The 15,666-nt window shown below is 54.3% G+C and carries 15 protein-coding genes; 4 read left to right on the top strand and 11 right to left on the bottom strand.

The features are described from left to right. Window positions 1-203: 203 nt before the first annotated feature. The 4 genes from rlmB to ispD form a co-directional block, all read right to left on the bottom strand. On the bottom strand, window positions 204-1,190 hold the full coding sequence (gene rlmB, locus HMPREF3016_RS03490) for a 23S rRNA (guanosine(2251)-2'-O)-methyltransferase RlmB (RefSeq protein WP_004006592.1): 987 nt from the start codon (window positions 1,188-1,190) through the stop codon (window positions 204-206). A 63-nt stretch (window positions 1,191-1,253) separates the two neighbouring features. Continuing rightward, a complete protein-coding gene (cysS, locus tag HMPREF3016_RS03485; protein WP_070740270.1) occupies window positions 1,254-2,684 on the bottom strand; it encodes a cysteine--tRNA ligase in 1,431 nt (476 codons plus the stop codon). A 76-nt stretch (window positions 2,685-2,760) separates the two neighbouring features. After that, complete coding sequence (gene ispF / locus HMPREF3016_RS03480) at window positions 2,761-3,285, bottom strand: 2-C-methyl-D-erythritol 2,4-cyclodiphosphate synthase (RefSeq protein WP_070740267.1); 525 nt, start codon at window positions 3,283-3,285, stop codon at window positions 2,761-2,763. A gap of 35 nt (window positions 3,286-3,320) precedes the next feature. After that, window positions 3,321-4,091 carry a 2-C-methyl-D-erythritol 4-phosphate cytidylyltransferase gene (gene ispD / locus HMPREF3016_RS03475; RefSeq protein ID WP_083315872.1) on the bottom strand — a complete coding sequence of 257 codons (771 nt, stop codon included), beginning with the start codon at window positions 4,089-4,091 and terminating at the stop codon, window positions 3,321-3,323. A gap of 286 nt (window positions 4,092-4,377) precedes the next feature. Here ispD and HMPREF3016_RS03470 point away from each other — a divergent pair, with 286 nt between their 5' ends. After that, window positions 4,378-5,082 (top strand): hypothetical protein, encoded by a 705-nt coding sequence (locus HMPREF3016_RS03470; protein WP_070740264.1) that lies wholly within the window; start codon window positions 4,378-4,380, stop codon window positions 5,080-5,082. Window positions 5,083-5,167: 85 nt separating this feature from the next. Here HMPREF3016_RS03470 and HMPREF3016_RS03465 read toward each other — a convergent pair whose 3' ends face one another. From HMPREF3016_RS03465 to HMPREF3016_RS03445, 5 genes are all read right to left on the bottom strand, one after another. Then, complete coding sequence (locus HMPREF3016_RS03465; protein WP_004006589.1) at window positions 5,168-5,854, bottom strand: response regulator transcription factor; 687 nt, start codon at window positions 5,852-5,854, stop codon at window positions 5,168-5,170. A gap of 41 nt (window positions 5,855-5,895) precedes the next feature. Next, on the bottom strand, window positions 5,896-7,053 hold the full coding sequence (locus HMPREF3016_RS03460; protein WP_070740260.1) for a sensor histidine kinase: 1,158 nt from the start codon (window positions 7,051-7,053) through the stop codon (window positions 5,896-5,898). A gap of 170 nt (window positions 7,054-7,223) precedes the next feature. Further along, window positions 7,224-7,961, bottom strand: a complete 738-nt coding sequence (locus tag HMPREF3016_RS03455; RefSeq protein ID WP_004006587.1) for a phosphoglyceromutase — start codon at window positions 7,959-7,961, stop codon at window positions 7,224-7,226. 195 nt (window positions 7,962-8,156) lie between these two features. Then, on the bottom strand, window positions 8,157-8,492 hold the full coding sequence (locus HMPREF3016_RS03450) for a DUF2516 family protein (RefSeq protein ID WP_004006586.1): 336 nt from the start codon (window positions 8,490-8,492) through the stop codon (window positions 8,157-8,159). 7 nt (window positions 8,493-8,499) lie between these two features. Further along, a complete protein-coding gene (locus HMPREF3016_RS03445; RefSeq protein ID WP_070740276.1) occupies window positions 8,500-9,693 on the bottom strand; it encodes a trans-sulfuration enzyme family protein in 1,194 nt (397 codons plus the stop codon). 132 nt (window positions 9,694-9,825) lie between these two features. Between HMPREF3016_RS03445 and tmk the strand changes: the two genes are divergently transcribed. From tmk to HMPREF3016_RS03430, 3 genes are read left to right on the top strand one after another with little or no spacing between them, the layout of a single operon-like run. Continuing rightward, window positions 9,826-10,587, top strand: a complete 762-nt coding sequence (gene tmk / locus HMPREF3016_RS03440) for a dTMP kinase (RefSeq protein WP_371441533.1) — start codon at window positions 9,826-9,828, stop codon at window positions 10,585-10,587. Further along, window positions 10,584-11,726 (top strand): DNA polymerase III subunit delta', encoded by a 1,143-nt coding sequence (locus tag HMPREF3016_RS03435; protein ID WP_070740257.1) that lies wholly within the window; start codon window positions 10,584-10,586, stop codon window positions 11,724-11,726. The genes tmk and HMPREF3016_RS03435 overlap by 4 nt, the downstream gene beginning before the upstream one ends. A 23-nt stretch (window positions 11,727-11,749) precedes the next feature. Then, entirely contained in the window at window positions 11,750-13,708 is a 1,959-nt protein-coding gene (locus tag HMPREF3016_RS03430) for a DUF6119 family protein (protein ID WP_070740255.1), read from the top strand. A gap of 170 nt (window positions 13,709-13,878) precedes the next feature. On the opposite strand, the gene HMPREF3016_RS03425 is transcribed toward HMPREF3016_RS03430, so the two are convergent. Both HMPREF3016_RS03425 and HMPREF3016_RS03420 read right to left on the bottom strand, forming a co-directional pair. Next, window positions 13,879-15,234, bottom strand: coding sequence for a PFL family protein (locus HMPREF3016_RS03425; protein WP_070740253.1), 1,356 nt, complete (start codon window positions 15,232-15,234; stop codon window positions 13,879-13,881). A gap of 17 nt (window positions 15,235-15,251) precedes the next feature. Continuing rightward, window positions 15,252-15,521 carry an ACT domain-containing protein gene (locus HMPREF3016_RS03420; protein WP_004006581.1) on the bottom strand — a complete coding sequence of 90 codons (270 nt, stop codon included), beginning with the start codon at window positions 15,519-15,521 and terminating at the stop codon, window positions 15,252-15,254. Window positions 15,522-15,666 lie beyond the last annotated feature (145 nt).

The raw sequence follows: 15,666 nt of genomic DNA, 5'->3' as shown, positions 1-15,666 counted from the left end.
CCCCGTTCGCCGCGGCGACTCATACAACTATACACACCCACACCCACCACCGCAACCCAGTGGGTGATGAGATAGAACACTCACAAAAACACTAGTCAGACGCGTCATTTATTTAGGTTTGCCACTATAGCCTCATATTCACCGCGAATGCATAAGCATGTGGGGAATCCGAATAGGTTCCACACGCACATCGGATAAGAGCGTTAGTGAGACTCAGCGCGATGGCGGGATACGTCATAGAGAGTAATGCCCACTGCCATTGCGGCGTTAAGAGATTCCATAGCCGAATCAATAGGAATCGATACGATCTGATCGCAGGTCTCCGTCACCAAACGCGAAAGGCCCTTACCCTCGGAACCAACCACCACGCACAGAGGCTCAGAAGCGAGCTGTAGATTCGGCAGGTCTATGTCTCCCCCACCGTCCAGACCAATCACAAAAATACCCTGCTCTTTTGCCTGCTGCAGCACGCGCGTCAGGTTCGTTGCCATCGCCACCGGAATACGCGCCGCCGCACCCGCACTCGTTTTCCAGGCGCCCGCAGTCACCGCAGCAGAGCGACGCTCAGGAATAATGACCCCATCGCCGCTAAATGCCGAAACGCTGCGAATAATTGCACCCAAATTTCGAGGATCGGTAATACCATCCAAAGCCACGAAAAGCGGGGGTGACTTGAGTTTACCGGCATGCCAGCGCTCCATAACGTCCAGTACCAAATCGGTAGCATCCGGGTACTGGTAAGGCGGAATCTGCATTGCGATCCCCTGATGCACGGCACCATCCGTCAGGCGATCTAGCTCGCTGCGGGGAATCTCCAGCATGGGCAGGTTTTTCTTATTCGCCGTCGTCATAATGTCGCGTACGCGGTCATCAACCTCAATACGGCTCATCACGTATAGGTGCTTCGCTGGAATATTGGTGCGAAGTGCCTCCAGAACCGCGTTGCGACCGGTGACCAGCTCATCACTCACGCGCTTGCCGCCCAGACGAGTCTGGAACTTACGGTTCGTGCTGGTAGCCGCCCGGCGCTCCGCTGCGCGCTTCATCTTATACGCCTTGTGATAAACGCGGTCCTCAGCCTTCGGGGTGGGCCCTTTACCTTCCAGCGCACGCCGACCGTGGCCGCCGGTGCCCTTCGTTGCACCCTTTTTCTTCGTGGTAGCGCCGGGGCGCGAACCTGCCTTAGCCATATCTGTATCCTTTAGTTCAACGTCTGTCATGCCCGCTTTCGGGGCGAGTTTCGGGGGAATCTGTTATGCGTTAAGGCTCCACGTAGAGCCCTGCGCGCCATCCTTGACCGTAATGCCTGCGGCGGCGAGCACATCGCGCATCCTATCGGCGGTTGCCCAGTCCTTCTCGGCACGGGCACTCGCGCGCTGTTCCAGAATAGTATGAATAAGCGCATCTAATGCCTGATGTTCCGCACCGGAAGCTCCCGAACCGTCAAGATTCATAAGCGAAATCAGCCCCAGCACATTCGCCATAGCCCACACGGCGTTTGCGCATTCGGAGGCATCCGCGCCGGCGGCAAGCGCGGCGTTACCGGCGCGGGTCTGTTCATGAAGCACCGCGAGCGCGCGCGGAATATTCATATCGTCGTCGAGCGCATCCGCAAACTCCTGTGGTACGCGACGATCCTGCGGATTCGGGGCCATAAGCTCCAAGGTGGCGGCAAGGAATGCCTCCACACGCTCGATAGCAACCCGTGCTTCTTCTAATGAAGTGGGACGGTAATCCAGCACCGAACGATAATGTGCCGAACCCAAATAATAGCGCACGACCAGCGGACGAGCCTGCTGCAGCATTTGCACGGGAGAAATGGTGTTGCCGATTGACTTCGACATTTTCTCGCCCTCGTAGGTGACCATACCGTTGTGCATCCAGAAGTTAGCGAAATCATCGCCCGCAGCCGTGGACTGCGCCAGTTCATTCTCGTGATGCGGAAAACGCAGATCCAGCCCGCCGCCGTGAATATCGAACCGCTTCCCCAGATATTTACCCGCCATCGCAGAGCATTCCAGATGCCAGCCGGGACGACCGCGACCCCACGGCGAATCCCACGCAGCGGTCAGTGGTTCGCCTTCCTTATACCCCTTCCACAAGGCAAAATCGCGGGGATCACGCTTGCCGCGCGGGTCTGCGTCGGCGGAATCCTGCATGTCGTCCACGCTCTGGCGGGTGAGCGCGCCATACTGTTCCCAAGAACGCACATCGAAGTAGACATCCCCAGAATCGTCAAGCGCCGGGTATGCGTGCCCGCGGTCGATAAGACGCTGAATAAGTTCAAACATCTCAGGAATGTGACCGGTCGCGCGCGGCTCATAGGTTGGCGGGTCGATACCCAACGTCGCATATGCGCGCGCAAAAACTTTCTCGTATCGATACGCGAGTGCCCACCACTGCTCGTTGGGGTGTTCCCCAGTATAGGTGGGCTGTGCAGATTCAACGGACTTCGCCAAAATTTTATCGTCAATATCCGTAACATTGCGCACGGTGGTGACTTTGAACCCGCGGTAGCGCATCCACCGCGCAAGCTGGTCGAAGACCAGGGCGGAACGGATATGCCCCACATGCGGTTCGCCCTGCACGGTGGCGCCGCAGTAGTAGATGCGTGCCTCGCCGGGGACTACCGGTTCAAAATCGCGGATGCTTGATGTTGCTGAATCATAAAAACGCATAGTCACAGTACTAGTTTACGGGGTATAGCACCCGAGCGGTGGGTACCGCCGGGTTCTCTTTAATAATCTTCCGTCAGGGGAACTACTCCACCGAGTAAAGGAGTGCGGTGGCAACGGCTGCAACGCCTTCGCCGCGTCCGGTCAGACCCAAACCGTCGGTCGTGGTCGCGGTAACGGTCACCGAAGCCCCAGCTGCTTCACTCAGAACACGATTGGCTTCTGCGCGGCGTGGCGAAAATTTGGGGCGGTTACCGATCAGCTGCACGCTGATGTTGCCGATCTCAAAACCTGCCGCTCGCACGATTGCCGCCGCCTCCGAGAGAATACGCACCCCGGATGCGCCAGCCATATCTGGACGATCCACCCCGAAGTTACTGCCCAAATCTCCGGTACCGGAGGCGGCAAAGAGCGCATCGGCGGCCGCGTGCGCAACGACATCGCCGTCGGAATGCCCGCTGAGCCCGCGTTCGTCCGGCCAGTACAGCCCCGCGATCCACAGCTCGGTGTTTTCCTCGCCAAAGGCATGTACGTCTACGCCGGTTCCTACGCGGGGTATGACCGGCTCTTGGGAACCGGGGCGGTTCTGCGTGCTGGGAATATCTGTCATGAAGGTGCCTTTCATCGCGGTTTTGTGTTTAGCCTTTAGGAGCCGGCGGATTCCGGGGCGGTTGGGTAAAGTGCGCGCGCTATGCGAAGGTCGAGCGGGGTCGTGATTTTGAAAGCGTCGGTATGCCCAGTCACGGTATGTACCTGTTCTCCGTATGCCTCGACCGCCATCGCATCATCGGTAATCTGCTCGGCGACTGAAGCCTCAAGCGTGCGGCTGTGCTCATGCGCGGCACGCAGAGTGTCGATCCTGAAGCCTTGCGGGGTTTGTACGGCACGCATAAGCGCACGGGAGGGCGTGCCGGTGACGGTGCCGTGCGCATCCACGGTTTTAATGGTGTCGATCACGGGAACGACGGGGATAACGGCCCGATGCCCGGCAGTCAGCGCTTGGGCGACCGTGCGGAAAACCTGGGGAGGCGTAAACGCGCGGGCGCAATCGTGAATAAGCACCCGATCGATGGACGGGTTTTCGGCGGCGAGCGCATCGAGGGCGGCGATGACCGATGCGGTGCGGGTGTTGCCGCCTTCCGTAACGAGAGCATCAAATTCGGCGGCATCGGCCAGTAATTGCGGGCACCGGTGCGCGCAGTCAGTCGGAACCGTTACAACGATACGTTCCGCAATACCCGAGGATCGCGCGCGCTCAAGTGCCCAGTACAGCAGGGTTTTTCCGTGTACATCGACGGCAGCTTTAGGCATCTTTTCTTTGAGGCGGGTGCCGGAACCCGCGCCGAGCACGACGATGGCGGTGCGAGCTGCTGGGAAAGCATTCGTGGCTAGAGCCTCTGGATAGTTTTCAGTCACATCTAAGAGGGTACCCGATAGTGTGCTTCTGAGGTTTTGAGATGTTTGCGCAGGTTTATGACGCTGAGCGAGACTCGCAAAATTCCACGGTGTTTTCCCGAGGACGGCATAAAACCGGCGTCATGTACAGGTCTCATACTGACGATTTGTCATCACATTGCTAAACTAGAGTGCGAGAGTCAAATCTTGTGTCGCTTCTGTGCGCTCGAAGGACTGTGCGTGCAAGGCGGCTTTATATGCACGCACACAGAGTCGCAGGGCTCATCAGAATCTAGGAGGACGCGCCGTGAAGTTCGCCGTTTCCCACTCTCTTAAGCGCGCCGGTGCGGGTGTGGCTATTGCAGCCGCGCTCATATCAGTAACTGGCTGCGGTTATATCTATACCCAGCCGACAACCCTGCAGTATGCTGCATCCGATGGGGTTAAGGCCGATCTTAACGGCGTTGAGCTTCGCAATATCATGATGGTTTCATCCGGCAAAGGCGCGGATGGTCGTCTGCTCGGCACTATCCTGAATAAGAGCGACCACGATATTACCGTTACCTTCGCGTTCCCCAGCGGCGAGAAATCCGTCAAGGTTGCCAAGGGCCAGCAGGTACGTTTAGAAAGTAATGATTCTCAGGTGATCGTGCCGAAGATTTCGCAGACTCCCGGTGGGACCCTGGCGAATACTCAGGTTTCTTCGAACGATCAATCCACGACCCTAAATATTCCGGTCTTAGACGGAACTCTCAAGGAGTACGCTTCCTATATGCCGAATGCGGCGAGCTCGCGTGCATCCTCGCAGTCCTCTCATGCGGCAACTCCCAGTGCCAGCACGCCTGCGAAAACCCCAACGCCGAGCGCATCGGCAACTGCCGTTCCCACGAATACGGCGACCGCTGTGCCTACGGCTCCTGAACCGGCAGAGACTCCTTCATACGACGAATCTGAGGAAGTCCCCGCCCCGGCCCCTACGGCGAGCGTGCCCGTCTACGAGAACGTGCAGTAGCGCTGGCGAGGGGTTCCCTCGAGACACTGTAAAAGGCTCTTTATGTTGGATAAAGAGCCTTTTTCAGTGTGGATATGGTGAGTCTCTACGCCTCAAATTTATAGCCCAGCCCACGCACCGTAATCACATAGCGCGGTGAGGATGCCTTCGGCTCGATCTTAGAGCGCAGGCGTTTAATGTGCACATCTAATGTCTTCGTATCGCCCACATAATCCGCGCCCCAGACCCGCTCAATCAGCTGGGCTCGCGTCATCACGCGACCGGTGTTGCGAAGCAATATCTCTAAAAGTTCAAACTCTTTCAGGGGCATGGAAACTTCCTCACCGTCCACAGTGACGACGTGACGCTCCACATCCATACGCACCGGACCAGCCGCCAAGGCTTTCTGATCCTGCTCATCGCCGTGGTCTGGGCTCTGCCTCCGCAGCACCGCCCGGATGCGCGCCATCAGCTCCCGCGAAGAGTACGGCTTGGTCACATAGTCATCAGCCCCAAGTTCGAGCCCGAGCACTTTGTCAATCTCAGAATCCTTAGCGGTCAGCATGATGATCGGAACCGAAGAAGATGCGCGAATTTTCTTGCACACCTCCATGCCGGACATTCCGGGAAGCATCACGTCAAGGAGCACTAGGTCTGGGTCTTCTCTCTCAAAGGCAGGCACCGCATCCAGACCATTGTCGACTACAACGGGCGTAAAACCTTCGCGCCCGAGCAGGAAAGACAGCGGGTCATAGAGCGCCTCTTCATCCTCAACAAGCAGAATTTTCGTCATCGTTACCTCTGTTTTATGTCCTGTAGCTAGTGTAGCTCAGCTCACGAGTTATCGGCGGATTCCAGGATTTCAGGGGTCGAATGGTCTGCCTCGGCAAGCGGCAGACTCAGCGTAAATGTGGAGCCCTCCCCCAGAGTCGAGTCCACGGTGACCATGCCACCGTGCTGCGCCATCACGTGCTTGACGATGCTCAGACCCAGACCGGTACCGCCGGTTTGCCGTGAACGGGCCGGGTCTACACGATAAAAACGCTCAAAAATACGTTTCTGGTCTTCCTCAGAGATTCCGGAGCCCTGATCTGTCACCGAAATCAGCAGGTTCTCGTGCGAGGTTTCGACCGTGACATCAACGCGGGTATCTTCGGGAGAATACCGCACCGCGTTCTCAATGAGGTTGTGCACCGCGATCCCAAGCAGTTCGGGGTCTGCATAAACCTCACGGTCGGCGTGGGCATCCGTGTGGATGGTGATGTTCTTGGCTTCGGCGGCAAGTTTGGAACGATCAACCGCCTCCCCCACCAGGCTGTTGATTGATACTAATTTTCCGCTGCCGATCACATCGGCGGACTGCAGGCGGGAAAGTTCGATAATATCGCGGACCAGCGCGGTCAGACGCTTTGTTTCTTTGTGCAGACGACTCGTGAAATAGTCGATAGATTCCGGGTCATCACGGGCTTCCTCAATGGCTTCTGCGAGCAGGCTAATTGCCCCCACCGGAGTTTTCAGCTCATGCGAAACGTTCGCCACGAAGTCGTTGCGTACCCGCTGCACACGCGATATTTCGGTGCGGTCATCGGCGAGCACCAGAATATATTCGTTTCCCACAGGAGCCACGCGCAAGTCGATAACCAGGAATTCGTCCTCGCCCCGGGCTATCTCAAGTTCTTTTTCCACGAAAATACCGCGGTGCCGCACGGTGCGGATCATCTCGGCAAGCTCAATCGAAAGCACGGTGTGCCCGCGCACCAGCCCCATGGCGTAGGCGCCCGGCGAAGCCTGCACGACGCCTCCGACCTCGTCTACCACCACATAGGCACGCCCAATAACCGCGAGCACCTGCGCCGCGCCATCGCTCAAGGCGGGTTCGGCAACGGTCGTGCGATGTCGTTCACGCTCGAACCGCCTCAGAATACCCATGCTCAAAAGACCTAGAGCCAGTCCGAGAACGCCGGAGGAAAAAGCGATAAGACCTGCGTTCAACGGGCGATTCCTTCCTGAAAGTGCCTATCTGATGTGCGGTGTGCATTGTGTCTGAAGCGAAAACCTGACCGCCGCGGCGCCGAGGTGCTCTGAAAACGGTGAGAACCCACCGCCCCGGTCAGTTCAACACTACCGGAACGATGGGTTCTCCTACCATGCGCGTTAAATAATTACTTACCCTGGTTTGCAACAGCCGCGATAGCATCCTTCGCAGCTTCAGGGTCAAGGTACTCGCCCGGCTTGAGAGGTTTAAAGTTCTCGTCCAGCTCATAGTACAGCGGAATGCCGGTCGGAATGTTCAAACCAGCGATATCCTCATCGGAGATGTTCTCCAGATGCTTCACGAGCGAGCGCAGGGAGTTACCGTGCGCCGCGACCAGCACAGTCTTACCGTCGGCAAGGTCGGGCTTAATATCGGATTCCCAGTACGGAAGCATACGACCGAGAACATCCTTGAGGCACTCGGTGCGGGGTGCGTTCTCAACGTCCGCATAGCGGGGATCGTTTGCCTGCGAGTAGGGGTCGCTATCGTCCAGCGGCGGAGGCGGCACATCGTAGGAACGACGCCAAGTCATGAACTTCTCGTCACCGTATTCTTCACGGATCTCAGACTTGTTCTTACCCTGCAGAGCGCCGTAGTGACGTTCGTTCAGACGCCAGGTACGCTTGACCGGAATCCAGAGGCGGTCGGCCGCATCCAGGGCAATATTTGCGGTGTTGATAGCGCGGCGCTGCAGTGAGGTGTGCACAATATCGGGAAGGATGCCGCGTTCTTTCAGTAGTTCGCCGCCGCGCTGAGCCTCAGCGCGGCCTTTATCAGTCAGATTCACATCGACCCAGCCGGTGAACAGGTTCTTTTCGTTCCACTCCGACTGGCCGTGACGCAGGAGTACTAATTTGTATGTCATGGCTTCTATTTTTTCATGTGGGCGGCGGTTTGTCATGCTTGTGCCAGCAACACCACACCGCCATCTTGCCCTACATCTCGCGGCAGAAGACGAATCGGCACGCGGCAGCCCCCTGCACGGATGCGCCACGCGCCGAAAAGGTCAAAGTCACCCTATACTCGGGCGAAAGATACGGGCTGCACGCCTTGACGAGTCTTAGTAGCGGCGGTTACCGCCCACGGCAGGCCAGACTCCCGCTAGGAAAACACTCGAAATAGTAGCGGCTACCAGCTGGAAAAGCACCACGCTGCTTGTAGCGCTGGGATTGTACGTGAAGCTCAAGGCGCTCCAAACCCCCAGCAGACCAACCGCAGCGGAACCGCCGGTCATAGCCATCCAGAAATTCTTGGAGCGTTTGCCGTTGAACGTGTACATATTCGCGGGTGCCATGACGGACCGCACAAAGGCGAGAATACAAATCCACGCCACCACGAGGGCAAGTAACCCGTCAATAATCAGGGTGGCATAAAACAAAAGCTGAGGAGCAGTCATATTTTCCTTACTGGATGACCTGCTCGATGGCGGTCACCAAATCCTGGTAGAGATCATCGACATTCTCAATGCCGACCGATAGACGCAGCAGCGACGGCGGAATGGAGTCGGGTTCGCTCCCATGCCGACGACGGCGTTCAATCAGGGATTCTACACCACCCAGGCTTGTTGCAGGAGTCCACACGCGCAAAGCCTCTACCACACGCTGCGTTTGTTCATCGCTGGCACGCAAGACCACGCACAGCACCGCGCCGAACCCGCCGTGCATCTGCTTCTTAGCCAGCTCATGCCCATTACTGCCGGGCAAACCGGGGTACCGTACCTCTTCCACTGCCGGATGCTCGCTCAAGCGCTCCGCCAGCCTCTGCGCGTTATGCACCGAGCGCTCCACGCGAAGCGCTAGGGTTCGCAGACCGCGTAAGCCGAGCCACGCCTCCACGGGTCCGGGAATAGCCCCGTTGGTGATGCGATGGTGCAGCATTGCCTGATAGAGGTCCTCGTTCGAGGTGACCGTAATGCCCAGGAGCACATCCGAATGCCCTGCCAGGAACTTGGTCGCAGAGTGAACCACCACGTCAGCACCGAAGGAGAGAGGCTTCTGCAAAATCGGGGTGGCGAAGGTGTTATCGACAGCGGTCACCACACCCAGACGTTTCGCCGCAGCGCAAATAGTAGGCAGGTCGGCTACCTCAAGCATGGGGTTCGTGGGGCTCTCCAGCCAGGCGAGTACCTTCGGAGCTGCATAATCCACGGTTTCGGGGGTTACACCGGTGCGGGCGGCAGCATCTTCGAAGGCTGCGATCACAGAATCGGTATCTTCCAGATCAATGCGCACGACCTCAGCAATACCGCGTTTCTGCAAATCCTTGCTCATAGTGATAGAGGCCATGTAGGCATGTTTAGGAATGAGAATAACCGACCCGACCGGTACCAAATCCAGAATCGAAGCAATCGCTGCCATACCTGATGGGAATAAGAGACCGTGTGTGCCGCCTTCCAACCCGGCGACGACCTCTTCCATAGCCTCCCAGGTGGGGTTGGCAAACCGCGCATACACTTTATCGGAGACGGTATCAACGGTACCGGCTCCACGGTAGGTTGAGGACAAAATAATCGGTGGGTTTACCGGCGCATCATGCTCATGCGCGGGACGACCACCGCTCACCACATAGGTCTCTGCTGACATCTTCTCTTCACTCATGCTTTTAAGAGTGGCACAGCGAAGGCTCACATGCACGCCGAACACCGCAGAAAGTCATGTTCTGGCTCGGCAACGCCGTGAAAACGTTCACCTTCCTTTATCGCATTCGGCAGGCACGGTACCCTTAGTAGGGTGAACGATTCCCTGCACTACACGCCACAGAGTACGCCCGCGCAGCCGGGTTCAGCGCCCGATCGCCGCGGGCTTTTTATCGTCTTCGAGGGCGGTGACGGTGCGGGCAAAACTACCCAGCTTGCCCGGCTTCAAACCGTTCTAGAGGCTCAAGGCTACACCGTGATTGCTACCCGAGAACCGGGCGGAACACCCCTTGGCGAGGCTCTGCGGGAACTCGTTCTTAAACACGGTTCCAACAAAGTCGATGCCCGTGCCGAAGCGCTGATTTTTGCTGCATCCCGCGCGGCGCATGCGGCGCAGAAGATTCGTCCCGCGCTCGCTGCCGGGACGGTAGTGCTCAGTGACCGTTATCTCGATTCTTCCGCAGCCTACCAGGGCATTGGGCGTAATCTGGGCAAAGATACCGTCACGGAGTTAAGCCGCTGGGCAACCGAAGATCTGATACCGCACGCCACAATTCTGCTGGATGTTCCCCTCACCGATGAGTCCCAGCGCATGAGCGACCGCGGCACCGTAGACCGGATTGAGGCGGAAGGCGCTGATTTCAAAGCCCGCGTGCACACCGCTTTCGCTGATATTGCACGGCAGAATGCCGACGGTGCGCATTATGTAGTGGATGGTTGTGGAAGTGTGGATGCGGTGCACGAACGGGTGCTTGAAGTTGTTCGCCCGCTCTTGGAATCCCGAGAGCTAGCCCGCGATAACGGCGATACGGCTGAGAATCTTACCCCCGGTGGTTTCGGGGAGGACGCCCTATGAGCCTGTGGGATGAGCTGATTCTGCCCGCGGGCACGCTTGACCAGCTGCGCCGCGACGCATCCGCCGAACGTCCCACGCATGCCTGGCTCTTTACCGGGGCGGCGGGGGCACCGCATCGGCGAGCTGCCCTTATTTTTGCGGCGGCGCTGCTGTGTGAACAGCCCAATCCCGCTGATCGCGGGTGCGGCACCTGTAAGGGCTGTGTGACCGTGCTGAACGGTTCGCACTCGGACTTTACGCATTTTCGCACCGAGGCGGTCAGCATCAGCATTGACGATGCCCGCGACCTTGTGATGAAAGCGCAGGATAGGCCGTCGGTTGGGCGGTGGCGCGTGATCCTTATGGAAGACACCGAACGCATGCCCGAGCGCACCTCTAACGTGCTCTTGAAAGCTATCGAGGAACCGCCGCCGCACACGATTTGGCTGCTGACGGCTCCCTCCCCCACCGATGTACTCGTGACGATTCGGTCACGCTGCCGCCCCGTACAGCTGCCGGTTCCTGCTATCGCCGATGTTGCCGCCAAGCTCGCTGCCGACGGGGTTGAGGATGCGCTGGCACGCCACGCGGCAACACTCGCGCAGGGTGATGCCGAGGTTGCCGCCCGCCTAGCCTACGACCCCGCAGCCCTGCAGCGGCGCGAAACTCTGCCGCTTCTCATCATGAACATTCGTTCTATTTCTTCGGCGTATGCGGCAGCGGATAGGCTTATCACGCTCGCGGAACAGGACGCCGCAGAAGCCGCCGCGGCGCGCGACGAGAAGGAACGCACCGAACTATTGGCGATCCTGGGCATCACCGAAGGGGCGCGCATCTCCCCCAGCCTGCGCTCGCAGGTGCGGCGGCTGGAGGACGAGCAGAAACGGCGTGCGAAGCGCATCCAATCGGATACGCTGCTGCGGTCGATGACGGAGATTCAGACGGTGCTGCGCGATGTGCTCACCCTGCAGCTAAACTCCGGGTCTGCCCTGATGAATGAGCACGCCCGGGATGCGCTCGCCGAGTTCGCCGCACGCACGAGTGCCGCGCAGACCCTGGAACATGTGCAGGCGCTTGAGGTTGTGCTCGGCAGGCTGCGTACTAATGCGAACGCACGCCTGCTCATTGAGGGGTTTATGGGCAGGTTTGTGTTAAGGTAGAGAATGTATTAGGAGATGAAGAAATGAACATTAACCTGTACCGTTTTGAGATAGAATTCAATGGCAAGAAGTTTAACCCAAAAAATCTTATCAATATAGAAAATATTGAAGTTTGTAGCCCAAAAACCAATTCAACACATGATAATATTAAATCTGACGACGGAGATATTTTGTGTCACAAACGTACAGAAGAAATTAATCTTGATGGTAAAGAATATATTTCTACTATAATCAGCGGAAACTATAAACATAATTCTCCAGAATGGGAATATTTAGCTGACAAATCAATTTTTAGCAAAAAACATCTATCGCCGTTTTGTATAATATTTTTATACCCAAAAGATACCCCAAATTTAATTTGGGCATGTTGCTACGGAGCGGGACACTGGATACTAAAGAAAGATATGTCTACTGAAGATTATGGACAAAGAATAGCATTCGACTCTATTGACAATAAACATATAACTCACATAGGAAGAAGGAAAATTATTGGAAAAAATAGTATTACGACTTCAAAAATACCACAGGGAGGCACCATAAGAGACCACAAATACGATATGCACAGCGAGTCAATACATTCCGTTGGTGGCAAAGCAAAATACAATAAGGAGATAATTAACCGATCATTTCGTGGATCTAGAAACTTCGTAACAACTATAGAGGTTACTGATAAAAAATTTGAAGATAATATAAAAGAGTTAATAAAACATTGCACTGAATATGAATTAATATATAAAAGGGAATCTATACGTAATGACCTTAATTATTTTTATCCTGCAAACAAAGAAGAAAAAGGGAAATTGAACGATATCTTGGCAAAGAATATACAGAGCGATTTATCTAATGGATTAACTTTTGACATTACATATCCACAAGATCTTTACAACTTATTAAGTGATGGTGATTCAATATCTAAAGCAATTATAAAAGCCCCATGCAAAAATACGAACCATAAAATACATGAATTAGATATTCAAAACATAGAAGATTTACCTTTAGAATCTATATGTAAATTTTTAAATGATAGTCGTAAAGACCGCGGGGAGAATCCTTATACCACTGACAATATACCTAAACCTTGTTTAGATAGTAATGATGTAAATATAGAAGAAATTGAAATTGAAATTCATACGGAGAATGAGGGTAAAAAAGGTGACGGTATCCCTCTGTTTAACTGGTTTATGGGATCATATGATAGCAGAAAAGGGAACGAAAATCTTAAAGAGGGTATGTATTATCTGGATAATGGAACCTGGAAAAAACCCAGTAAGGAGTATGAGAAAGTTGTAATGGAATACTTCGATAAATATAATAACATTAATAAGTATATGCATACTATACTCAAACAAACCGCTGTGGATTCAGTACGTTCATATACAAAAAATGGTGAAAAAATTAACAAGATAGATGAAGATGTTTTCAATGCTTCGCTCGTTAAAATATTAAAGAACGATCCTAAATTTTGTTCAAAAGAAATATCTATTTTAGATATAGGAGCCATTGGATCAGCAGGCCTCGATATCGGAGAGAATAGTAAAATGGAAATTTCTGATGTCTATATCAATAAAGGCACATACATATATGTGAAGAATCACGCAGATAGTAATACAGTAAGCCATCTTATAAATCAATCATACATGTCGGCTAAATATATGCAACATAGTCCTAACTATAAGAATATTCTTGATAAACTTAAGGAAATGAGTGAGAAAGAGGATTCTAATAAAATAACTGTTAATTCGGATTTTAAACATGTGAAAGAAAGTGACCTGCACATCAAGGAGTTTATACTAGTACTTATAGTTGATAAGGATACTCGCTCTAAAAAGAACGAAAAAAAATTTCCATTAACTCTGCGTGCTCAAATACCTCTTTATCAGCATATAGTGGATTTAGAAAATATGGGTATTAAAGTTTCCCTACTGACCATTATCGCTTATGATGCAATAAAAAAATATGAGAAAAATCCCCTGCCTCAATAAATATAAACAGACGTGAAAATTAAAGAAAATTTTATATCTTAAATATAAATATAGAAATATTATTATGGGAATGTAAAAAGAGTCTTGATAGTGAATAAAGCGGAAAAATACTCTTTATTCACTATCAAGACTCTTTTTAGCATCAGGAAGAGTGGAAGCCGCAGATGCTCCTAGTTCCTAAACCCGTGCACCGGCGAGGGTATCCTGCCGCAGCGGGCGATGAACGCCTCCGAAGATGGGGTATGCACCGGCATAATCGGGGCACGCCCCAGCAACCCGCCGAACTCGACGGTATCGCCCACGCCCAGACCGACGGCTGGAATCACGCGCACTGCGGTAGTCTTATGGTTCATCACACCGATCGCAGCCTCATCGGCAATCATAGCGGCAAGCGTCGCGGCGGAGGTATCGCCCGGCACCGCAACCATGTCCAGCCCGACCGAGCAGATCGCGGTCATCGCCTCCAGCTTATCGAGCGTAATATGCCCGGCGGCAGCAGAATCGATCATGCCAACATCCTCGGAGATCGGAATGAACGACCCAGAGAGCCCGCCCACATGCGAGCAAGCCATGAGCCCGCCCTTCTTGACCGCATCGTTAAGCAGAGCAAGCGCCGCCACGGTACCGTGAGTTCCCACAGTTTCCAGACCCATTTCTTCAAGGATATGCGCAACTGAATCGCCGATCTCAGCGGTAGGCGCCAGTGAAAGATCCACAATATTGAAGTACACGCCCAAGCGTTCGGCGGCTAAATGACCGACCAGCTGACCCACACGGGTAATCTTGAAAGCGGCGCGTTTGATAGCCTCGGCGCACGCATCAAAACGCTCACCACGCACTTGCTGTAGGGCACGCTGCACCACACCGGGGCCGGAAACGCCCACCGAAATAGTGGTGTCTGCCTCCTGTACTCCGTGGAAAGCGCCCGCCATGAAGGGGTTGTCGCTCACGGCGTTGGCGAAGACCACAAGTTTGGCGCATCCGAAGCCGTTGGTATCTGCGGTGAGGTCAGCGGTTTCACGAATAATTTCGCCCATGCGTTTAACGCCGCTCATGTTAATACCGGCGCGGGACGAACCAATATTCACCGACGAACACACGACATCGGTCTCAGCGAGCGCAGCGGGAATAGAATCCATGAGCACGTTATCGGAGGGGGTAGCACCTTTGTCGATCAGCGCGCTGAATCCGCCGATAAAGTTCACGCCCACGGCTTTTGCTGCGGCGTCGAGTGTGCGAGCATACTCAAGATATTCGCTTTCTCCGCTGGCTGCCGCTACCACGGAAATTGGGGTTACGGCAATGCGCTTATTTACGATCGGTATGCCCAGTTCAACTTCGATACCTTCACATACGCTCACCAGGTTTTTAGCGCGGGAGGTTATCTTGTCGTAGATTTTGCTGCGTGCCACATCGCCATCAGAGTCGGCACAGTCTAGGAGCGAGATACCCATGGTGACGGTGCGGATATCGAGTTTTTCTTCCTCGATCATGCGGATGGTTTCGAGTATTTGGTCGTTCATCATAAAGGTTATCCCACGCCTTAGATGCTGTGCATCGCTTTGAAGATGGTTTCCGCTTGAATACGGATTTGCACCTTTTGGGCGTGTTCGACGGCTGTCATAGACTCCTGTAGGTCGATGAGGTTCTGTTCAGTGTCGTCAAAGGAGCAGTGCATAATCATGGTGAAGTACTCGCCCATGATGGTTTGAGAAACGTCAAGCACATTCACGTGGCGTTCCGTGAGCTTGGTGGTGACGGCGGCGATAATGCCTTCGTGGTCGATTCCGGTTACGGTCAGAATAATTTTCACGGTGATTCCTTTACTCGTGTAAGCCCGGTATTCGCACGTTTGCTGGCACGAATGCTTGTTTAGGAATTGTAACGCACGTATAGCTATGCAGACCCGTGCAACATGCTTGAGGCGGCGCTCACGTTCTCGCGGGCGCCGCCTCAGC

Source organism: Rothia sp. HMSC065D02, assembly GCF_001815285.1.
Lineage (GTDB): Bacteria > Actinomycetota > Actinomycetes > Actinomycetales > Micrococcaceae > Rothia > Rothia dentocariosa.
This window is presented reverse-complemented; position numbering and strand designations above follow the sequence as displayed.